We start from the raw sequence: 21523 nt of genomic DNA, 5'->3' as shown, positions 1-21523 counted from the left end.
GGGTCACCGGACCAGGTTGAGCGGTGCCGGGATGCGCACGGCGGTGCCGGCCGACGCCCGAAACGGCGACCCGCCGGTGTGGTCGCGACAGCGACCGCACCGGCGGGCGTGGCTACGTCATCGACGAGCCGGGGGCGGCCGTCCGCTCACAGTCCGCGGCACTGGCCGGACTTCGGGCCACCGACCGTGTTGGCCACCCCGTTGTCCACCGGTGGCGGCTGGTTGCCCACGCACCGCAGGGGCCCGTCGATCCGGTTGCCGGACACCACGACCGGCGTGTCGCCGGTGCGGCTGTCGACCACGTCGACCGGGCCGCTCACCCGCGTCCCGCTGACCAGCACCCGGCCGGTGACTCCGGTGACCGACAGCGGGCCGTCGACACTGCTGCCCGTGAGTTCCACCACCGCGGCACCGGCGGCCCGCACCGGCCCGGTGACGGCGGCGTCGAGCGCGATCAGGCCCGCGCCCTTCCCGACGTCGACCGGCCCGGACACCTTGGCGCCCGGCGCGAGGCAGGTCACCCCGGCACGGACCGGCAGGGGGCCACGACGCTCACCGCTCACCACCTGGCCGCAGGTCTGGTCGGTGACCTCGAGCGTTACCGGCAGCGTCACCAGCGGGTTGGACGGGTCGTCGCTGGTGACGCAGAGCTGGGCCCGGTACGTACCGGCGGCCAGCCCGGCGCTGTCCATGGAGATCGTCACCTCGGTGGACCTGCCGGCGCCGGTGCCGGCCACCGTGCGCGACGCCGTCAGCCACGGCACCTCGTCGGGCGTCACGCACGGCTGGAGGTCCGGCAGCCGTACGTGGGTGATGAACCGGGCCGCGCCCTTGTCGTTCTCGACCTCGACGAGACGGCCGGACCGGTCGATCTCGTGAACACCCCTCGAACTGGTGGTCAGGATGTTGCCGTTGCCGAGCGGGTGCACCCCCTGGTATCCGGAGCCGCCGGGCGGCGCGTAGACGCCGATCAACTTTCCGGCGCGGTCCATCTCCCAGACCCCGGCGGTGGAGCCGCTGCCCCAGCTCGCCGCGAGCACGTTGCCGTTCGGCAGTTCCGCGAGCTGGCCGGGCCAGCTGAGCCCCTCGAAGAAGCGGGCGTTGGCGCGCGAGCCGTCCTTGCTGAAGCTGTGGATGGCGTCGCTGTCACTGGCGGAGACGAGCATGTCGTCGCCGCGGAACAGGATCCCCCACGGCCCCTTGAGTCCGTCGGCCCCGGGCGCCACGAACGTGCCCAGGTACCTGCCGTCGGCGTCGAACTCGACCACCGAGTTGGCGTTGCCCTGGGACGCGACCGTCACCAGCACGGTGCCGCGCGGCGAGAGGGCCATGCCCCGGGTGTTGGTCATGATGGCCGGGTCCCGTACGCCGTCGGCCGGCGCGAAGACGCGCCGGAAACTGCCGTCCAGGCCGTACTCGGTGATCATCGAGTTCACCTGGTCGGACATGAGGAAGCCGCTGCCGTCCGGCTTGGCGATGATCTGGAACGGCGTGTACAGGCTGCTGGACGGGTTGTACGAGAAGTGCGGGACGAACCGCGGGTCGATCAGCTTGCCGGTCTGCGGGTCGAACGCCATCACCCCACGGGTGGCGCTGCCCGAGTTCGGGATCAGCAGCACGCCGTCGCGCAGCAGCTTGATCCGCTCGTCGTCCGGGCCGGCGTCCGGGTCGTCGAGGCGCCAGTCCAGCACCCCGTGCCCCGAGTTGCGTACTGCGAACGTCCGGCTGGTGACCATCCCGGCCGGCTGCCGGGCGGAGAGCGACCGGGGTGCCACGTCGATCTTCGGCACCGGCACCACCGTCAACTCCAGCGCGATCCTGGTCGTCGGCTGGTCCTGGTCGTTGCTGGCCAGGCACAGGTCGGCCCGGAACACGCCACCGTCGTCCAGGCCCGTGGAGTCGAGGGTGATCTGGATTTCCTGGTTCTTGAAGGCGGCCAGCGTTCCCCTGGCCGGCGTCACCTTCACCCAGGAGGGCCACGAGCAGCCGGCACCGTCGCCGGTCGCCTGCCAGGTGAGTTCGGCGCCACCGGCGTTGCCCACCGTGACGGTGTGGCTCTCGTTCCGCGCCACGTCCATGCTGGAGCTCAGCGCGGCCTTGTCCAGGGTCAGGTCGGGGACCGCGGGCAGGACGGCGACCGGGAAGTGCGCCTGGGCGATCGGCGGCCCGTCCGGCGCGTGCCGGGCGTCGGTGGTCAGGTCGATCGCGCCGAAGAGCCAGTTGTCGCGGGGGGTGCCGGTGACGTCCAGGGTGATGGTCAGTTCCTGGCTGGCGCCGGGCGCCAGGGTGAACCGCGTCGGCGCGACGGTGATCCGCGCCCCGGTCGGGGCCTGCGCCGCCACCTGGTAGGTCGCGGTCGCCCTGGCCACGCCGGACACCGTCCGGGTGAACGTGCAGACCTTGAGGCAGTGGTGTTCGACGACGGCCGGCAGGTTCAGCGTCTGCGGGTCGCCGCCGGCCTCGGGGTCGGCCGCGACGAAGTTCGCGGCGGTCTCGTCGAGCACGAGGCCGGTGCGGGCCGCCTTGTCCAGGTTGATCCGGCCGGAGCCGATGTCGAACGCGTCGGCGGGCGTGGTGCTGTCCTCCTTGACCACGCCGTCGCGGTCCGCGGTGACCGCCAGCGCGGACCTGATCCGCGTCGGCGACCAGTCGGGGTGCAGTGCCGCCAGCAACGCGCCGGCACCGGCGACGTGCGGCGACGCCATGGACGTGCCCTGCATGAAGGCGTACGGCGCCGGGTTGTCCTTCGTCCCCATCGTGGCGGCGAGGATGTTGCGGCCCGGGGCGGCGGCGGTGGGTGCGAGCATGTCGAACTTGCTGGGCCCGCGCGAGCTGAAGTCGGCCACCACGTCGGTCCAGTCCCCGTCGCGCAGCACCTCGCTGCCGGCACCCACCCGTACGGTGACGGGTGCCTCGGTGGCGGCCAGGTGGTCGCGCAGCCGCTTCCCGTCGGCGAGGCCGACCATCACGGCGGGGATGGGGGTTCCGGTGAGCGCGCCCATGGTGATCGGCGGCCCACCGTACTGGGTGTGCACGACCACGCCCGTAGCACCGGCGGCGGCGGCGTTCCTGACCTTCACGGAGAAGTCGCAGCCGCCTCTGGGGATCAGGGCGACCCTGCCGCTGAACGCGGCCGCCGGGAAGGGAGCGCAGCCCTGCTCGTTGTCGGCGTCGACGGTGCCCGAGTACCGGATCTCGCCCTCGATGGGCGGGCTCGGCGAGCCTTCCCCGATCACGGCGGCGACGCCGGTGAGCGCGGCCGGGACCGGCGTCGGCGCCGTCACGTCGAGCCGGTGGGCGATGACCCGCTCGTGGCTGACCGCGGCGACGGACATGTTCCACGGCGCCGTCTTCGCGACGGTGCTGGGGCCCGGTCCGCTGTTGCCGGCGGAGGCGGCGACGAAGATGCCGGCCGAGTACGCCTCAAGGAACGCCTGGTCGACCATGTCGTTCCAGGGGTCGTCGCGGCCCGAGATCGAGTAGTTGAGGACGTCCACACCGTCGGCGATCGCCTGGTCCACGGCGGCGATCGTCGCCGAGGAGAGGCAGCCGATGCTCATGCACACCTTGTAGGAGATGACGTTGGCCCGCGGTGCGACCCCGGAGACGGTGAGCTTGTGCGAGCTCGCGCCGACGGTCATGGTCGCCTCGTGCCGGTTGCCGGCGGCGGTCGAGGCGGTGTGGCTGCCGTGACCGTTGTCGTCCCGGGCGTCGGTGCCGACCATCGCCCAGGCGCCGATCAGCTTGTCGTTGCAGATCGCCTTGTGCTGGGGGTGGGTCGGGGCGCAGACGCCGACGTACCTGCCCTCGCCGAACGGGTTGGTGTGCCGGTAGCCGTCGCCGTCCACCGCCGCGAACGACGGATGGACGGGGTTGATGCCGGAGTCGAGGATCCCGACGACGACGCCCTCGCCGCGGGTCCCGACATTCTCCGCCGTCCTGCCCTCCCAGACGGCGGGCGACTGGATCAACGCGTTGCTGGTGTCGGTCGTGAGTTCCCGGGTCTCGTCGGGTACGACCGCGCTGACCCCCGGCAGACCGGAGAGTTGCGCCGCCTCGTCCGCGCTGACCGCGACCGCCAGGCCGTTGACCACGTTGCGGTACGTGTGGGCGACCCGCACGGAGCGGCCCAGCACGGCCTCGATCTCGTCCACGAGCGTGTCCTGCCGCTGCGCCAGTTCCCGGGCGTAGGAGGTGCTGGCGGCGGACCGGGTGTCGATCCTGCCGGCGCGCGCCCTGCTGCCCTGTGCGGCGGCCACCACCGACGGCTTGTCCATCTTCAACAGCCAGAGCCCGCTCCTGGGCTGCGGCAGGTCGGACGCCGGCCGGGGCGGCGCCTCGGGCGCCCGCTGGGCGGCCGGCAGCGCGCGGGAGGGCGTCGCGGCGGCGGGCACGGGGGCGGCGGCGAGCAGCATGGTGCCCACCGCCGCCGCCGCGACCAGCCGGGCCGGTGTCTGCCAACGGGAGGGGAACGTTCTTCGATGGAGAGGCTGTGCCACGGTGAGCTCCTAAGTCACTGAGCGGCGCGATCGGTGGGTTTCTCGCTGCCTTGCCAGAGCCGGGAAGCGCTCGGTGCGGCTGGGTGCGATCGGGTGAAACCTAGGTGATCACGAAGACCCGGGGCAATGGCACATGTCCATGCATGCGCGTCACAGAAGTGCGACCGGTCGTGAGATCGGTTCGGTCCGGACCGCGTCCAGGCCGGCCTTCGGAGGCGCGCCCCTGGCGGGTAGCGCCGTGCGGGTGAGGCTCGGCCCCGGTACATCTTCAGGGTGTCGACCGGGCCAGGCCTGTGGAACGTCCTCATCGTCGGGTCAGGTCGGCCAGCCAGCGTTCCAGGGCCGCCGGGGAGCGGAACAGCAGCACCGGCGGCCCGCCCGGGTCTGCCTGCCAGGCCCGCATCCGTCGCCGTGCCCGGCCGAACGCGGTGACGTGCCACACCAGGATCGAGTCCCGGGACAGCACGCTGCCCAACGACTCGCGGTTGCCGTTGCAGATCTCCTCCCCCGTCACCAGCCGGCGGGCGGTGCGGCGCAGCAGTCGCCAGAACGAGAGCCGGCGCGGATAGTCCAGGCCGACGACCAGGTCGGCGCGGGCCAGCACCACGTCCCGCCACCCGTGGTACGCCCCGTCGAGGATCCAGCGGTCGCGCCGGCAGACGGCCTCGATCCGGCTGCGCTGCTGTGCCACCGGTACCTCGACCCAGCCGGGCTCCCAGAGCAGGTCGTCGACCGGGTACCACGGCAGCCCGAGGCGCTCGGCCAGCCGCGCCGCGAGGGTGGACTTGCCGGCGCCGTACACCGCGTAGACCAGGATGCGGGACGGGGCGCTCATCGCGGCAGCGTACGACCACCCGGCACCGCGACGTGCCCGCGGTGCCGGCTCTGAGAGGATCGCTGGTGATGCGAAGAGGCGACAGGACCACCCGGCGGCTGCGGATCGCGGCGGCAGCGATCGTCACCTGTGCCGTCACGACGGCCCCGGGCGCGGCGACGGCGAACCCGTCGCCCACCCCGGTCCCCCCGACGCCGGTGTGCGAGGTGCGTGACGGCCGGCTGATCGAGATCTCCGGGATGGTCGCCACGGCTGACGGCTACGTGGTCGTCAACGACGGCGCGAACGACGAGGCCCGCCGCCGGATCTTCTTCCTCGACCGCGAGTGCGCCGTCGTGCGGGCGGTGCCCTACCCGTCGCGCCCGAGGGACACCGAGGATCTCGCCGTCGGCGGGGACGGCACGATCTGGGTGGCGGACGTCGGCGACAACGACCGCTCCCGGCAGACGATCGGGGTGTGGAAACTCCCGCCGGGAGCCGACCGACCGGTGCTGCACCGCATGGCGTACCCGGACCGCCCGCACGACGCCGAGGCCCTGCTCCTCACCGGCGACGGCCGGCCGGTGATCGTGACCAAGCACTCGGCCACCCTGTACGCCCCGAGCGCCGCCCCGCGCCCGGGCGCGACGACGCCACTGGTGAAGCTCGGGCAGGTCCGCCTGCCGGCGTCCACGACGAGCAACCCGTTCGGCGCGCTCGGCCGGGCGGTGGTCACCGGCGCCGCCACCGCCCCGGACGGCCGCCGGGTGGTGCTGCGCACCTACGCCGACGCGTACGAGTTCGACGTCGCCGACGGCGACCTGATCGCCGCCCTGACCGGCGGGACCCCACGGGTCACCGCCCTGCCCGACGAGCCGCAGGGTGAGTCGATCACCTACAGCCACGACGGACGGTCCCTGCTCACCGTGTCCGAGACCGCCGGCCAGCCGCCGGGATCGACACCCAGGATCCTGCGCTACTCCCCGCCGCCCGCCGCTTCCCCGGAGGCCACGCCCACCCCGAGCGCCCGGGCCGCCGGCGACGAGTCCGCCGGCTTCGGCGAGGTGTGGACCTACGTCGCGGCGGCCGGAGCACTCGGACTGGTTCTGATCGTCGTGGGGCTGGTCGCGGTGGCGCGGGCGCGGCGGGCCGGATCGCGCTAGCTGTCCCGGCCCGTGCCGCCGCGGTGCGACGGGGCCGCGGTGTGCAGTCCGATGACCAGGGCGGCCAGCAGGTCGACGCGCGCACCGATTCCGGCGACCGAGACCCACTCCTGCCGGGCGTGCGCGCCACCACCGGGCGGGGCCAGGCCGTCGATGGTGGGGCGGCCGAGCGCACCTGTGGTGTTGGTGTCGGCGGCGCCGTCCGCCGGACGGCCGGCGACGGTTTGCCCGAGCCCCTCGGCGATGCCCACGATCCGGTCGAGCAGGTGCGCTCCCGCCTCGTCCGGCCGCCAGGTGGGGCGGTGTGACAGCAGCCGGGTGCTGAGCCGGGCGCGCTCGCGGACCGGGCGCAGCGACCGCAGGCCGGTGAGGACGGCGTCCTCGTCCCCCGGGTCGGTGAAGCGCAGCCCGAGATCGCTGTGGGCCTCGCCGGCGACCACGTTGGTCCGTCCCCCGCCGGCGATGATGCCGGTGTTGAGCAGGACGGGCCGGCCCTCGACGAGGGCGCGGACCCGCACGAGCTGGTCGACGAGTTCGTCGATGGCGTTTGTCCCGGCGTCGGGGTCGAGTGCGGCGTGCGCCTCGACGCCGGCGACCTCGACGCGGACCCGGGTGCTGCCGCGCCGGCCGGTCTTGAGATCACCGCCGGGGTGCGGCGGTTCCAGGCCCAGCACCGCGCGGGCCCGGGCGGCCTCGGCCCGGACCAGCCCGGTGGCGGTGGGTGAGCCGATCTCCTCGTCGGCGACGACGAGGACCCTGACCTCCGGATGCGGCGCCTCCTGCCGCTCGACGCGCGCCGCCGCCGCGAGCAGTGCGACGATCCCGGCCTTGGTGTCGTACACGCCCGGACCACGGACGGTGTCGCCGTCGACGGTCCACGGCATGCCGGACAGGGTGCCGACCGGCCAGACGGTGTCGTAGTGGGTCAGCAGCAGCACCGGATCGCCCGGGACACCGCGCGCCGGAAGGGTCCACACCAGATGGTCGCCGCTGGGGTGCGACACCCGGGCGGTGTCGAAGCCGGCACGGGCGGCGTCGGCGTCGAGCACCTCGGCGAACGCGGCCAGCGCCCGCCGGTCACCGGTCGGCGACTCGTGCAGCGTGTAGCGGTGCAGCGCGTCGAGCAGGGCGCTGGGGTCTGACATCGAGGACGACACATACGGACACTATGATTGCCAATAGCCCTTGTCAATCAGTGGATACGCCGGCAACATGAGCGACATACGATCGCTATCCCCGCAAGGGAGTGAGCCTGATGACCGGTGACACGCACGGAATCGTGGTACGCGACCTCGGCGGGCTCGCCGAGCGGACGGCGGCATCGGCGCTCTACCGGTCCGTCTTCGGCTACGAGGGCCCCGAACACGCCGTCAGCCCCCGCCTCCTGGCCGCGCTGCACGAGAACGCCGGTACGGCGCTCGGCGCGTTCGACGCGGCCGGTGCCCTCGTCGGCTTCTGCTACGGCTTCACCGCCGTCGAGCACGGGGAGCTCTACCACTACTCGCAGGCCACCGTCGTGGACGCGCGGGCGCAGGGGCGCGGCGTCGGCCGCCAGCTCAAGCACGCCCAGGCCGACGCCGCACGCCGCACGGGCGCGCGCACCATGCGGTGGACCTTCGACCCGTACGCGCTGCGCAACGCCCACTTCAACCTCACCGTGCTGGGCGCCGCCGGGATCCGGTTCCTGCCCGACTTCTACGACGACGGCGGCAGCGACCGGGTCCTGGTCCGGTGGGACCTCGACCGTCCCGACAGCGGCGCCCGGGCGACCGCGTCCGGGCACCCGACGGTCGACGCGCCCGCCGACGCCCGCACCGCCGCGGGAGTGCCCGGCGACCGGGCGCGACTACGCCGGGAGCTGGCCGACCGGTTCGCCGCGGGCGGGCGGCTCGTCGGCGTCGCGTGGCGGGAGGACACCCCCGGCCGCGTCAGCTACCTGTTCGCGCAGGATCGGGCATGACCACGAAGAGATCGACGCCCTCGGAGCGCTTCGACCGCAACGTCCAGCGCAGGTCCGCGCAGGTGCTCAAGCAGCGGGTCCTGGAGCAGCAGCGCACCGAGTTCGCCAAGGCGCTGGCGTGGGCCGCCGAGCAGGACGCGATCGAGCGGGCCGCGGCGCTCATCGTGTCGGCCCGGCGGCGATACCTGCTCGGCTACGGCAAGTCGCTCAGCTTCGCGTCCCTGCTCGCCTCCGACCTCAGCGCCGGGCTGTCCGGCGTCCACCTCGTCGACGGCGCGGCGCTGCGGGCCCTCGACGTGCTCAGCGACATCCGCCAGGGCGACCTGCTCGTGGCCGTCTCCCTGGCGCGCTACCGGCGCGAGACCGTCGACGTCGCCTCCGCCTACGTCCGCCACGGCGGTCAGCTGGTCCTCGTCACCGACGCCGAGGACGCGCCGCTGGCCGAGAGCGCCGCCGCCCGCATCGTCATCGGCGTCGACAGCGCCTCGTACGCCAACTCCCCCACCTCGGTGGTGCTCGCGCTGCACCTGCTCGCCACCCTGACCATCGCCAGCGCGAAGGGCGCCGGTCGCCGCCTACGTGAACGCGACGCCCTCGCCGCCGAACTCGACCTCTACCCGGAGGAGCCATGACCGGTCCGAAGCCAGGCGCAGGAGCCGCCCACGAGCCGGCCCAGGTCCGGCGGCACGGCGACGCCGGGCGCGACGAGGTGACGTCGTGACCCGGATCGAGACGGTCGAGCTGCGCCGGGTCCGGCTGCCGCTCGTGCACCGGTTTGAGACCAGCTCCCACGCCAAGCGCGAACTGGAGCACATCCTGGTCACCCTCACCGACACCGACGGCGCCGTGGGATGGGGCGAGATCGCGTCGCCGAGCGGCCCGTTCTACTCCGCCGAGACCGTCGAGAGCTGCTGGGCCGTCGCCCGTGACCACCTCGCGCCGCTGGTCCTGCGTACCGGCTGGGAGCATCCGGCGGAGCTGGCCACGGCGCTCGGCAAGGTCCGGGGCAACCACTTCGCCCGCGCCGGTTTCGACGTCGCCGCCTGGGCACTGTGGTCGACCGTCGAGGGGGTCCCCCTCGCGCACGCGCTCGGCGGATCGCGCGGCACCGTCGAGGCGGGCGTGTCCCTGGGGATCGAGCCCACCGTCGACGACCTCCTCGCGCAGGTGCGGCTGCGTGTCGAAGAGGGCTACCGCAGGATCAAACTCAAGATCGCACCCGGTTGGGACGTCGAGCCGGTACGTGCCGTCCGCGCGGCGCATCCGGGCGTGCCACTGCACGTCGACGCCAACGGCGCCTACGAGGACGTCCCGGAGCACCGTGCCGTCCTGGCGGAGCTCGACGGCCTGGGCCTGCTGATGATCGAGCAGCCGTTCGCACCGCGGGCGCTCGTCGCGCACGCCGCGTTGCAGGAACGGATCGGCACTCCCGTCTGTCTCGACGAGTCCGTCGAGGAGGTGGACGACCTCGTCACCGCGCTGCGCCTGGGCGCCGTACGGGTCCTCAACGTCAAGGTGTCGCGGATGGGTGGCCTGACCCACGCCGTCCGGGCACACGACCTCGCCCGCGAGCACGGTGTCCCGGTCTGGTGCGGCGGCATGCACGAGTTCGGGATCGGACGCGCCGCCAACGTCGCGCTGAGCGCCCTCGACGGCTTCACGCTGCCCTCGGACGTCTCCGGCTCCGACAAGTACTACGCCCGCGACGTCACCACCCGCCCGATCGTGAGCACCGGCGGGCTCGTCGAGGTGCCCGCCGTGCCCGGGCTCGGGTGGGACGCCGACCCGACGTACATCGGGGAGAGGACCACCGACCGGCTCGTGCTGCGCGCGGACGGTACGGCGTGACGGCACCGTCGCAGGTGGACACCGGCGGGCCGGCAACGACGCCCTCGGGACGCTGCCGGAGTCGCTCGTCCGGGTAGCCTGACCGACACCATGGACGGTCACCGATTCGCCGTGTCCCGGCTCCTGCCGCCGCCCGGGCTGCCCCGGGCGATCGCGTACCAGTCCGCCATGGTCGCCGTCGGCAGTGGCACCTTCCTCACCGGCAGCATCGTCTTCTTCACCGAGGTCCTCGGGCTCAGCCCGGTGCAGATCGGGGTCGGGTTCTCGATCGCGGGGCTCGCCGGGGTGGTCACCTCGCTGCCGCTGGGCGCGCTCGCCGACCGGATCGGTGGGCAGCGGTCCTGGGCGCTCGGCGCGCTCGGTTCGGCGCTGACGTTCGCCGCCTACCCACTCGTGACGTCGTTCGCGGGCTTCGTGGTGCTGATGGTGGTGGCCGCCGTCACCGACTCGTTCGCCAACGCCGGCCGCACCATCTACACCGCCGACGCCATGCCGGCCGAGGACCGGGTGCGGACGATGGCGTACGCGCGCTCGTACCTCAACGCGGGGTTCACCGTCGGGACCGGGCTCGGCGCCCTGGCGCTGGCGTTCGACTCCACCGCCGCGCTCGTCGCCATGGTGCTGTTCAACGCGGCGTTGTCCCTGCTCAACGCCGGCCTCGTGACCCGGCTACCGGCCGCGCCGGTGGTGCGCCACGATCGGGCGGCCACCACCTCGCGGTGGGCGGTCCTGAGGGACCTCCCCTACGCCATGGCCGCCGTGCTCCTCGCCGTCATGATGTTCCACTCGGTGATCCTCGTCGAGATCCTGCCGCTCTGGGCGATCACCCACACGGACGCCCCCAAGCCACTGCTCGGGGCGATGCTGGCCCTCAACACCGTCCTGGTGATCACGTTGCAGGTGCCGGCGGCGCGCGGCGCGGACTCGCTTCCCGGTGCGGCCCGCCTGATCCGCCGGGGCGCCCTGGTAACGGCGGTCGCCTGCCCGTTGGCCGCACTCGCGGGCCGCACCGGCGGCTGGTGGACCGTCGTCGTGCTCGTCGGCGTCGTGGTGCTGGTGACCACCACCGAGTTGTGGTTCTCGGCGGCGCTCTGGTTCTTCCAGACCAACGTGCCGCCCGCCGCGTCGCGCGGGGTGTACCTCGGCACGGCACAGACGATCAGCTCGGCGGCGGACGTCTTCGCGCCGGTCGGCCTGACCCTCCTCGCGGTCCAGACCGGCGGCTGGGGCTGGTGGGTCGTCGCGGCGATCTTCGTGGGCTGTGCGATCGCCGCCGGCCCGGCCGTCGGCTGGGTCGCCCGGACGCCCCGGATCGACGGGCGCACCGCCGCACAACGGGCGACGGACGGACCGGCTTCCGAGACGGTCGCACGGCCCACCTCGGCCTGACGGCGGAAGATCGACCGATTCCTTGACACCGCATCGACGTGGCTGAAATCCTTCCCGGCGAAGGGGGTCCGATGACCGGAGACGACGACGACACCCGGACGTATGCGGTGGTCGTGAACGACGAGGAACAGTTCTCGATCTGGTGGGACGACCGTGAGCTGCCCGCCGGCTGGCGGCGCGAGGGCACCACCGGGACACGCGGCGAGTGCCTCGCCCGGATCGACGAGGTGTGGACCGACATGCGGCCGCTGTCGCTGCGGCACTGGATGGACGAGCACGCCGCCACCGGCTGACGCCGCCGCACCGGACGAGGGCGCATGAACGACAGTCTCCAGCGGTATCCGGCCCTCGCCGTGCAACGCGGCATGGTGCTGCGGACCCTCCGGCAGCCCGCCGGCGGGGTGGACGTCCAGCAGGTCACGATCAGATGGGACGGTCCGCCGGACCGGCACGCGTTCACCGCTACCTGGCAGGCCGCCACCCGGCGGCACGCGGTGCTGCGGACGGCCTTCCAGGTCGACGGCGAGCACGGCGTGGTCCAGGTCGTCCAGCCCACCGTGGCGCCGGACCTACGGTGGCGGGAGACGACGCTCGACGACTTCCTCCGCACCGACCGGTACGAACCCTTCGACCTCGGCCGGGCGCCCCTGCTCCGGGTCACCACGCTGAGCGACCAGCACGTCGTCCTCACCTTCCACCACGCGATCCTCGACGGCCGCTCCACCCGGATGCTGCTCGACGAGGTCCTCGCCGAGTACGCCGCGCGCCGCGCCGGCCAGGTGCCGGGCCCGCCGCGCCGGCCGCCGTTCGCGGACTTCGTGCACTGGTGGGGCACGCGCGAGGTGACCTCCGGCGACACCTTCTGGAAGGGGCACCTCTCCGGTGCACCGACGCCCCGGGCACTCCCGGGTCAGCTCGACGTGGACCCCGGCGCGCGCGGCGTGCCGGCCTCGCACGAGATCGCCCTGCCCCGGCCGGAATCCGACCGGCTCCGCGCCGCCGCCACCGCTGCCGGCGTCGGTGTCAGCGCCGTCGTCCACGCGGCCTGGGCGCTGCTGCGCGGCGGCTACGGCGGGGTCGACGACGTCACCTTCGCGGTCACCAGGTCCTGCCGGTACGACAGCGTCCCGGACGCCGACCGGATCCTCGGGCTGCTGCTCAACACGGTCCCGCTGCGGATCCGGCTGGATCCCCGGTGGACGGTGCGGCGGTTCCTCGCCGACGTGGGTGACCGGATCCGCCAGGTCCGCGAACACCAGCTCACGCCGCTGCACACCATCCTCGACCAGGCGGGCCTGGCCCCCGACACCCCGCTGCTGGACAGCCTGGTGGTGTTCGAGCGGCAACGGCTGGCCACCGCCCTGGCCGACGGCGGCCCGGAGGCGGCCCGGCGGTCGGCGCGCGTGCACCGCATGCCCGGATACCCGCTGACGGTGCACGCCTTCGACGAGCCGGAACTGCGCCTGGGTGTGGTGTGGGACGCCACCCGGCTGCTGACCGCCTCGGCGCGCCGGATCCTCGCGCAGTTGCACCGCACCGTGCGCGAGTTGGCGGAACGGCCGGAGGCGCTCCTGTCCGAGCTGGATCTCGGCGCCACCGGGGAGGCGTCGCTGCGCGCCGCCTGGAACGCCACCCGCCGACCGTACCCACGCGACCTGTCCGTCCCCGAGGTCTTCGCGGCCCGCGTGGCCGACGACCCGACCGCCGCCGCGCTCGTGGTCGGTGACCGCACGGTCGACTACGCGGAACTGGACCGGGCGACCGACCGGCTGGCCTGGACGCTACGCCGGCACGGGGTCACCGGGGAGACTCCCGTCGCCGTGCTGCTCCCCCGGGGCGAGGCGCTGATCCGGGCCCTGCTGGGCGTGCTGAAGGCCGGCGGGGCCTACCTCCCGGTGGATCCGGCCGCCCCGCCCGCCCGGATCGCGGGCCTCCTCGCCGCAAGCGGCACCCGCCTGCTCCTGACCACCCCGGCGACCGCCGCCGGCCTGCCCGACCTGGGCCCCGTCCGGATGCTGGACGTCGACGCGCCGTCCGGGGAGCCGACGCCGACCGGCCCGCCGCCGGGGCGGATCCACCCGTTGCAACTCGCCGGCGTCCTCCACACCTCCGGCTCGACCGGGGCACCCAAGAGGGTCGGGATCACCCACCGGGGCGTGGTACGGCTCGTGGCGGGCCCGGACTTCGCCACCCTCGGCCCCGGCGAACGGGTGCTCCAGTTCGCCCCGACCGCGTTCGACGCGTCCACCTGGGAGATCTGGGGTGCGCTGCTGACCGGCGCCACGGCGGTGGTCGCGCCGCCGGATCCGGTGGACCTGACCGGGCTGGCCGCGCTGATCCGTACCGGCGGGGTCACCGTCGCCTTCCTCACCGCCGGGCTCTTCCGGCAGCTCGTCGAAGAGGACGTCACGGCGCTGGCGGGCGTCCGGCAACTGCTCACCGGCGGGGACGTGGCCGAGCCGGGCGCGGTCCGCGCCGTACTCGCCGCGCGCGGTGGGCTTCCGCTGGTCAACGCGTACGGGCCGACCGAGAACACGACGTTGACCAGCTGCCACCTGATGAGCGGCCCCGGCCCGGTGGGTGACCGGGTGCCGATCGGCCGTCCCGTGCCGCAGACCACCGTCCACGTGCTGGACGACAGCGGCCGGCCCGTGCCCGTCGGGGTCGCGGGCGAGCTGTACACGGGTGGCGACGGGCTGGCCCGCGGCTACCTCGGTGACCCGGCGGCAACCGCGTGGGCGTTCGTGCCGGATCCACGGGTGCCCGGCGAGCGCCTCTACCGCACCGGTGACGTCGTCCGCTGGCGCGCGGACGGGGTACTGGAGTTCCTCGGCCGCCGCGACGAGCAGGTGAAGATCCGGGGGTTCCGGGTCGAGCCGGGCGAGGTGGAGGCGGTGCTCAGGGCACACCCGCAGGTCTCCTCGGCGGCGGTCTGTGCCCGGGGCGACGGGCCGGACCGCCACCTGGTCGGCTACGTCACGCCGGCCGGCGCGCAGGTCCCGACCCCGGCGGGCCTGCGTGAGCACGTCGCCGCCCGGCTGCCGGCCCACCTGGTGCCGGCCGGGTTCGCCGTCCTCGACCGGTTGCCGCTGACCGCGTACGGCAAGGTGGACCGTTCGGCGTTGCCGGCGCCCGACCTCGCCGAGGAGGATCCGGACGTCGCCGGGCCCGCCTCGCCGACCGAGCACCGGCTGGCCGGGCTCTGGTCCCGGCTGCTGCCGGGCGCGCGCCGGCCGGCGGGCATCGGGCGCGGGAGCAGCTTCTTCGCCCTCGGCGGCAACTCGCTCACGGTCACCCGGCTGATGTTCCGGATCCGCGAGGCGTTCGGCGTGGAGCTGGGCGTGGGCCCGTTCTACCGGGCACCGACCCTCGCCGCGACGGCGGCGGCGATCGACGCGGCGACCGCAGCGGCGCCGGACGGCCGGGTGGAGAGCGGGCCGGCGCTGCGCCGCCGCGACCGGGTCCCGCACCAGACCGGGCGGGACCGGCCCGCGCACCTGGCCCGGCTGACCGACGGGTGGGCGCTGTGGCGGACCGTCTGCCTGCGGGGCGCGGGGCTCCCCGTCGACCTGCTGGCCCCGCTCGGCGACGCGGAGCTCACCGCCGCCGCCGACCGGGTGGTGGCGGCGCGGGCCGGCGGCGACCCGGCCGGCATCGCCGGCGCCGAGGCGGCGTACGCGGCGGCGTTCCCGGACGCGGTCGGCCGGCTCACGGTCGCGCTGCACGCGGTGGCGGCCCACCCCCGGTTCCGCGAGGCGGTGGCCTGGCAGAACCCGCACGCGCTGCGCACCGGTGTCGACGCGCTGCTGCGCCGGGGCCCCGGCAGCCCGACCCGCAACACCAAGCACCGCCAGCACGAGGCGCTGGTCACCAGCTACCTCCAGCGCTACTGCGCGAAGAACGACACGATCGGGTTCTTCGGGCCGGTCGGCTGGGCACGGATCGAGCCGGGCGCCGCCGTACGGGTCGACCCCGCGGACCCACCGGCGCTCCTCGCCGAGCGGACGGTCTACCTGGAGGGGTGGGCGGTCGCGGCGGTGCTGGCCCCGTACGCGGTCCGGTTGCGTCCCTGGCTCGTACCCCGGCTCATGCCCTTCCTGGATCTGGTCGGGACGACGCTGCGGGTGACGCTCGCCCCGCCGGTGACGCTGACCGACGCCGAGGCGGCGGTGCTGCACGCCTGCGACGGGGTCCGCGACGCGAACGAGGTCGCCGAGGCCGTGCTGGCCGCTCCGGGGTCGCGACCGCGGTCGACGCGGGAGGTGCACGAGGTGCTGGAGACGTTGGCCGCGGCCCACCGGATCGCCTGGCAGCCGGAGGTGGCGCCGCACGACACCCGGCCGGAACGGTCCGTGCGGGCCCGGCTGGCCCGCGTCACCGACGAGGCCGTGCGCGGGCCGGCGCTCGCCGCCCTGGACGAGCTCTGCGCCGCCCGGGACGCGCTCGCCGCGGCGGCCGGCGACCCGGACCGGCTGACCGCTGCGATGGCCGGGCTGGAGGCCACGTTCACCCGGCTGGCCGGCGTCCCGCCCACCCGGCGGGCCGGCACGATGTACGCGGGACGCACCCCCGTCTACGAGGAGTGCCTGCGGGCCGGCACGGTCGGCATCGGCGAGGCGAGCCTGGACGGCATCCGCGACGCGCTCGGCCTGGTGCTGGAGAGCGCGCGCTGGTTCACCGCCGCCGGCGCGACGCTCTACGAACGCCTCTGCGCACAGATCCACCGGCGCCGGGCCGACGAGCTGGGCACGGACGCCGTCCCGCTGGCCGACTTCTGGCTGCTGGCCGGCGAGGCGCTGTTCCACCCGCCGGAACGGCTGACGACGCTGCTGACCGCCGCGCTGCACCGGCGCTGGGCCGAGGTGCTGGCGCTGCCGGCCGACCGGCGGCGGATCCGGCTCGCGGCGGCGGACCTGGCTCCGGCGGTGTCCGCCGCCTTCCCGCCGGGGCGGCCCGGCTGGCCGACCGCGCGGCAGCACAGCCCCGACCTGATGCGGGCCGGCGACGAGTGGGTCCTGGGTGAGCTGCACCCGGGCGTCAACACCCTGCGGTACGCCACCTGGGTGGCCTACCACCCGGAGGTGGACGCGCTGCGCGCCGCGCTGACCCGCGACGTGGGCACCGGGGCGGTTTATCCCGCCGAGACCGGCCAGGAGGGTGGCGTGCCGACCAGGCAGAGCAACGGGCTCACCGGCCCCGACGACATCCGGCTGGTGTTCGCGCACGACTCGTTCGGGCACGACCCGCGCCGGAGCCTGCCCGTCGGCGGGTGCGACGTGGTCGGTTCGGCCGGCGGGCTGCGCGTACGGTCGCGTGACGGGCGGTTCGACGTCGCCCTGATGCACGTCCTCGGCGACGTGGTCGGTGCCGGGCTGTCGCAGCTCTTCCGGATCCTCCCCCCGGCGGCGCACCAACCCAGGATCACCATCGACTCCCTCGTGGTCAGCCGCGAGGCGTGGACGTTCACCGCCGCCGACCTCGCCTTCGCCGACACCCGGGACGAGGCGCTCCGGTTCCGGCAGGCGCGGGCCTGGGCCGCCGCCCACGCCCTGCCGCGCCACGTGTTCCTGCGCTGCGCGGGTGAGCGGAAACCGGTCCACGCCGACCTGACCAGCCTCGCCTCGGTAGATCTGGTGTCCCGGTCGGTCCGCCGGGCCCGCCGGCACGCCGGCGACGACGCGAAGGTGGGCGTGGTGGAGATGCTGCCGGCGCCGGACCAGCTCTGGCTCACCGGGCCGGACGGCCGGTACACCGCCGAGCTGCGGGTCGTCGCGGTCGACGGACAGGTGGGCTGAGATGGCCGTCTTCGAGTTCCCGGCCTCGGCCGCGCAACGGCGGATGTGGCTGCTCGACCAACTGGATCCGGGCCAGCCGACCTACCACGTCGGGTTCGCGGTGTGGCTGGACGGGCCGCTGGACGCGGCGGCGCTCGACGGGGCCTGGGCGGCGGCGGTCGAGCGGCACGAGATCCTGCGCACCACGTTCCGGGCCAACGGCGGGCGACCGATCCAGGTGGTCGACGACAGCGCCCGCGCGACCGGCCTGGAGGTCGTGCCCCTGGACCAGTTGCCCGAGGCGGAGCGGGAGGCGGCGGCCCACGCCGCGCTGCGGGAGCACGCCCGCACTCCGTTGCCGCTCGACCGGGGCCCGCTGACCAGGCTCCGGCTGCTGCGTCTCGCCCCGCAGCGGCACGTCCTGGCGCTGGTGGCACACCACGCGATCGTCGACGGCTGGTCGTTCCGGCTGCTCCTCGACGAGATCTCCGCCGACTACGAGGCGCTGTGCGCCGGCCGGCCGCCCGTCTCCGTCGAGCCGACCCTGCAGTACGCGGACTTCGCCCTCTGGGAGCGGGAGCACGCCGACGCGGGCGGCCATGCCGAGGCGGAACGCTTCTGGTCCGCCGAGCTGGCCGGTGCCCCGCCGGAGGTGCCGCTCCCGGTCGACCGCCCGTACCCCGACCGGCTGTCGCCGGCCGCCGCCGAGGTGGAGGTGCCCGTCGACGGGGAGCTGGCCGGGGCGCTGCGCCGCCTGGCCGCCTCGCGGGGCAGCACCCTCTTCGCCGTGCTGCTGACCGCGTACGCCGCCCTGCTGTCCCGGCTGAGCGGCGCGGACGAGGTGCTCGTCGGCGTGCCCGTGGCCGGGCGTACCCGGATCGAGACCGAGCCGATGCTCGGCCTCTTCGCCAACACCGTCGCGATCCGGGCGGCGCTGCACGGTGACCCGACGCTCGGGGAGCTCCTCGACCGGCTGCACGCCGCCACCGCACGGGCCCAGGCCCACCAGGACCTGCCGTTCACGCGGGTGGTCGAGCTGTGCCGGCCGGAGCGGCACCCGTCCCGGGCGCCACTGGTGCAGGTGATGTGCACGGTCGACGAGGCGTCGGCGCCGCTGGACCGGGGGGCGCTGCGCTGGCGGCCGGAGCTGGTGCCCACCGGCACCGGCAAGTTCGAGTTGGAGCTGGCCGCCCTCGCCGGCCCGGACGAGCTGAGCGTGCGCCTGCGGTACCTCACCGACCTCTTCACCCCGGAGGGCGCGGGCCGGTTCGCCGACGCCCTGGCCGCGATCCTGACCGCGCTGGCGACCCGGGCGCAGACCCGCGTCAGCGACGTGGGTCTGCTCTCCCCGGCGACGGCGGACCTCGTCACCCGGGTGTGGCCGGCCGCCCGCCCCGGGTCGCTCCCGCCGTCGGGGAGCACCGCGGCGGCGCTCGTGACCGGCATCGACGCCGGCGACCGGGTGGTGATCCGGGGCGACGACGTCACCCTGACCGGCGCCGCGCTGCACCGGCTCGCCGGCCGGATCGCCACCGGGCTGCGCGGGCTCGGCGTACGGGCCCAGGAGACCGTCGGCATCGTCCTGCCCCGGGGGGCGCGACCGCTGCCCGCGCTGCTCGGCGTCTGGTGGATCGGGGCGGCGTACCTGCCGCTCGATCCGACCCATCCGCCGGGGCGGCTGCGCGGGATGCTCGCCGACGCCGGGGTGCGGGTGGTCGTCACCGACCGCACCGCCGTCCCCGCGGCGCTGCTGGCCGAGCTGACGGCGTCGGTGACCCTGCTCGACCTGGCCGGTGCGGAGCCGGACCCGGCCGGCACGGGGACGGAGACGGAACCGGCGCCGCCGTGTGCGGTGCCGGCGACGGCGGCGGCGTACGTGCTGTTCACCTCGGGGTCCACCGGCCGGCCGAAGGCGGTCACCGTCACCCAGGGCGCGGTGGCGCACCTGCTGCACGCGTTCCGCGAACTGATCCCGTTGGGGCCGGCCGACCGGGTCCTCTCGGTGAGTCCGTTCGCGTTCGACATCGCCCTGCTCGACCTGCTCCTGCCACTGCTGTGCGGGGCACCGGTCGTGGTCGCCGGCGACGACGACGTGATCGACGGGAACCGGCTGCGGCGGCTGCTCGCCACGGCCGGGACGACGATGCTCCAGGCGACGCCGACGACCTGGCGGATGCTGGTGGCGGCCGGCGGGGTGCCGGCGGGGGTGCGGCTGCGCCTCAGCGGCGGGGAGGCGCTGCCCCGGTCCCTCGCCGACGCCCTGTCCGATCCCGGCACGCGCCTGTGGAACCTCTACGGCCCGACCGAGACGACCGTCTACTCGACCGGTGCCGAGGTCGAGCCGGGATCGGCGCCGCCCGACCTCGGCCCGGCCGTCACCGGCAGCCGGGTCTACGTGCTGGACCGGTGGCTGCGGCCGGTGCCGCCGGGCGTGGTCGGCGAGATCTGCATCGGCGGCGCGGGGGTCGGCCGGGGCTACGCCGGCGCGCCCGGCTGGACCGCCGAGCGGTTCGTGCCCGACCCGTTCACCCCCGGCGGCCGGCTGTACCGCAGCGGGGACCTGGGCCGGTGGTTGCCGACCGGCCGGATCGAACCGCTGGGGCGGGCCGACCGGCAGGTGAAGGTGCGGGGCTTCCGGGTCGAGACGGCGGAGGTCGAGGCGGTGCTGCGCGGCCACCCGCAGGTGCGCGACGCGGTCGTGACGACCGCCTCCGACGTGGACCACGACGGCGTACGGCTGGTCGGGTACGTCGTCACCGACCCGGCCGGGACCGACCCGCCGGCGGGGCTGCCCGGGTACGCGCGCCGGTTCCTGCCCGCGCACATGGTGCCGGCGGTCTTCGTGGCGCTGCCCGAGGTGCCCCGGACCTCCCGCGGCAAGCTGGACCTGCGCGCCCTGCCGCCACCCGGGCGGGGTCGCGGCCCGGACGAGCCGGTCGCCCCGCGTACGCCGCTGGAGCGGGAACTGGTGGCGTTGGTGGCCGACCTGCTGGGCCTGCCCGGCCCGGTCGGGGTCGCCGACAACTTCTTCGTCCTCGGCGGGCACTCGGTGAAGGCCACCCAGCTCATGGCCCGGGTCTGGACGACGTACGGGGTCGATCTTCCGGTCCGGACGCTCTTCGACGATCCGACCATGGCCGGGCTGGCGACGGCGATCACCGCCGCCGGGGCCGGGGCACGTGCGGGGGCCGACGCGAAACCCGCCGATGCCGCACCGGCGGGGGCCGGAAGGGCGGACGCGGCCCGCCCCGACGGCGCGGGATACCTCGACGCGTTGACCGACGACGACGTCGACGACCTCCTCGCCGGCATGGACCGGGCGGGACCGTCGAGGTGGGACGGGTGAGCGGTCCGCCGGAGCCGCCGGCCTGGCTGGCGGCGTGGCTCGCCGCGCTCGCCGAGGGCCACGACCCGGCCACGTCGACGGCCTGGCGACGGCGGGTGGGCGGCGAGTTGGACCGGCTCGCCGGCCGGGTGCCGTTCCGGGTGGCGTACGAGTGGCACGCCCACCTGCTCGCGCCGGCGCCCGGCGGTGACGTCGGCCGGCCGGTGGACGACCTGCTCCGCCGGGCGCTGGCCGGTGACCGGGTCGGCGCGTACGAGTGGCGCGACGCGCTCCGGCCCGTGCTGCGCGAGCTGTACCGGGCCGCCTACCCGTACGCCGACGCCCGGGCGGTCGCGTACGCCAACGCCCACGCCTACGCGACCGCCAACGACTACGGCCCCGACGAGGTGGTCGGGTTCGCCGAGCACTACGCCGACCTCAGCACCGGCGCCAACGCGGAGGCGTTCGCCGACGCCAACGCCATCGCGAACGCCGACGCGCTGGCGGACGCCCTGGCGCGGGCCGACGGGCCGGCGTACGTCGGGACGTATCCGGCCGCCCTGGTGCGCGCGTACGCCCTGGCGGAGGCGCACCGGGCCGGCGTCGCCGGTGCGCCGCACGCCCTCCGCACCGCCTACGGGCGGCTCGCCGACGCGCTGGCCGAAAGTCTGAGCCGGGTGTCGGACTGAGGTCCACGGACCCGTACGTCGGGCCCTGGTTTCGCCCTGCCGAGTCATCTACTGTGTATCCA

At 74.9% G+C, this 21523-nt stretch carries 12 protein-coding genes; 9 read left to right on the top strand and 3 right to left on the bottom strand.

Annotated features, from left to right (window positions below; genetic code table 11):
- Positions 1-146: 146 nt before the first annotated feature.
- Positions 147-4499, bottom strand: coding sequence for a S8 family serine peptidase (locus AB0D32_RS13575; protein ID WP_357089016.1), 4353 nt, complete (start codon positions 4497-4499; stop codon positions 147-149).
- Positions 4500-4803: 304 nt separating this feature from the next.
- Complete coding sequence (locus AB0D32_RS13570) at positions 4804-5334, bottom strand: adenylate kinase (RefSeq protein ID WP_357089014.1); 531 nt, start codon at positions 5332-5334, stop codon at positions 4804-4806.
- 68 nt (positions 5335-5402) lie between these two features.
- Between AB0D32_RS13570 and AB0D32_RS13565 the strand changes: the two genes are divergently transcribed.
- On the top strand, positions 5403-6476 hold the full coding sequence (locus tag AB0D32_RS13565; protein WP_357089011.1) for a hypothetical protein: 1074 nt from the start codon (positions 5403-5405) through the stop codon (positions 6474-6476).
- On the opposite strand, the gene AB0D32_RS13560 is transcribed toward AB0D32_RS13565, so the two are convergent.
- Entirely contained in the window at positions 6473-7621 is a 1149-nt protein-coding gene (locus tag AB0D32_RS13560; RefSeq protein WP_357089009.1) for a M20/M25/M40 family metallo-hydrolase, read from the bottom strand. The two genes, AB0D32_RS13565 and AB0D32_RS13560, sit on opposite strands and share 4 nt — an antisense overlap.
- 110 nt (positions 7622-7731) lie before the next feature.
- On the opposite strand from AB0D32_RS13560, the gene AB0D32_RS13555 reads away from it, so the two are divergent.
- The 8 genes from AB0D32_RS13555 to AB0D32_RS13520 all read left to right on the top strand — a co-directional run bounded on the left by AB0D32_RS13555 (position 7732) and on the right by AB0D32_RS13520 (position 21461).
- A complete protein-coding gene (locus AB0D32_RS13555; RefSeq protein ID WP_357089006.1) occupies positions 7732-8436 on the top strand; it encodes a GNAT family N-acetyltransferase in 705 nt (234 codons plus the stop codon).
- Positions 8433-9068 carry an SIS domain-containing protein gene (locus AB0D32_RS13550; protein ID WP_357089003.1) on the top strand — a complete coding sequence of 212 codons (636 nt, stop codon included), beginning with the start codon at positions 8433-8435 and terminating at the stop codon, positions 9066-9068. The genes AB0D32_RS13555 and AB0D32_RS13550 overlap by 4 nt, the downstream gene beginning before the upstream one ends.
- Positions 9069-9153: 85 nt before the next feature.
- Positions 9154-10284: an o-succinylbenzoate synthase gene (gene menC / locus AB0D32_RS13545; protein ID WP_357089000.1), complete on the top strand. Its 1131-nt coding sequence runs from the start codon at positions 9154-9156 to the stop codon at positions 10282-10284.
- 90 nt (positions 10285-10374) lie between these two features.
- Positions 10375-11673 (top strand): MFS transporter, encoded by a 1299-nt coding sequence (locus AB0D32_RS13540; protein ID WP_357088997.1) that lies wholly within the window; start codon positions 10375-10377, stop codon positions 11671-11673.
- Between the two features lie 71 nt (positions 11674-11744).
- Positions 11745-11966 carry an MbtH family protein gene (locus AB0D32_RS13535; protein WP_357088995.1) on the top strand — a complete coding sequence of 74 codons (222 nt, stop codon included), beginning with the start codon at positions 11745-11747 and terminating at the stop codon, positions 11964-11966.
- 24 nt (positions 11967-11990) lie between these two features.
- Positions 11991-17468: an amino acid adenylation domain-containing protein gene (locus AB0D32_RS13530; protein ID WP_357088992.1), complete on the top strand. Its 5478-nt coding sequence runs from the start codon at positions 11991-11993 to the stop codon at positions 17466-17468.
- Between the two features lies 1 nt (position 17469).
- On the top strand, positions 17470-20793 hold the full coding sequence (locus tag AB0D32_RS13525) for an amino acid adenylation domain-containing protein (RefSeq protein WP_357088990.1): 3324 nt from the start codon (positions 17470-17472) through the stop codon (positions 20791-20793).
- Positions 20790-21461 (top strand): hypothetical protein, encoded by a 672-nt coding sequence (locus AB0D32_RS13520; protein ID WP_357088987.1) that lies wholly within the window; start codon positions 20790-20792, stop codon positions 21459-21461. Before AB0D32_RS13525 ends, AB0D32_RS13520 begins: the two co-directional genes overlap by 4 nt.
- Positions 21462-21523 lie beyond the last annotated feature (62 nt).

It is taken from the genome of Micromonospora sp. NPDC048170, from assembly GCF_040652795.1.
Taxonomy (GTDB): domain Bacteria; phylum Actinomycetota; class Actinomycetes; order Mycobacteriales; family Micromonosporaceae; genus Micromonospora.
Note: the sequence above shows the minus strand (reverse complement) of the source record. Positions and strands in the feature narration are given on the sequence as shown.

Bases quoted from the DNA above. Each gene is read 5' to 3' on its own strand.
- AB0D32_RS13535 (WP_357088995.1), top strand. From the start codon at position 11,745: ATGACCGGAGACGACGACGACACCCGGACGTATGCGGTGGTCGTGAAC.
- AB0D32_RS13565 (WP_357089011.1), top strand. From the start codon at position 5,403: ATGCGAAGAGGCGACAGGACCACCCGGCGGCTGCGGATCGCGGCGGCA.
- AB0D32_RS13560 (WP_357089009.1), bottom strand. From the start codon at position 7,621: ATGTCAGACCCCAGCGCCCTGCTCGACGCGCTGCACCGCTACACGCTG.
- AB0D32_RS13530 (WP_357088992.1), top strand. From the start codon at position 11,991: ATGAACGACAGTCTCCAGCGGTATCCGGCCCTCGCCGTGCAACGCGGC.
- AB0D32_RS13540 (WP_357088997.1), top strand. From the start codon at position 10,375: ATGGACGGTCACCGATTCGCCGTGTCCCGGCTCCTGCCGCCGCCCGGG.
- AB0D32_RS13550 (WP_357089003.1), top strand. From the start codon at position 8,433: ATGACCACGAAGAGATCGACGCCCTCGGAGCGCTTCGACCGCAACGTC.
- AB0D32_RS13525 (WP_357088990.1), top strand. From the start codon at position 17,470: ATGGCCGTCTTCGAGTTCCCGGCCTCGGCCGCGCAACGGCGGATGTGG.
- AB0D32_RS13570 (WP_357089014.1), bottom strand. From the start codon at position 5,334: ATGAGCGCCCCGTCCCGCATCCTGGTCTACGCGGTGTACGGCGCCGGC.
- AB0D32_RS13555 (WP_357089006.1), top strand. From the start codon at position 7,732: ATGACCGGTGACACGCACGGAATCGTGGTACGCGACCTCGGCGGGCTC.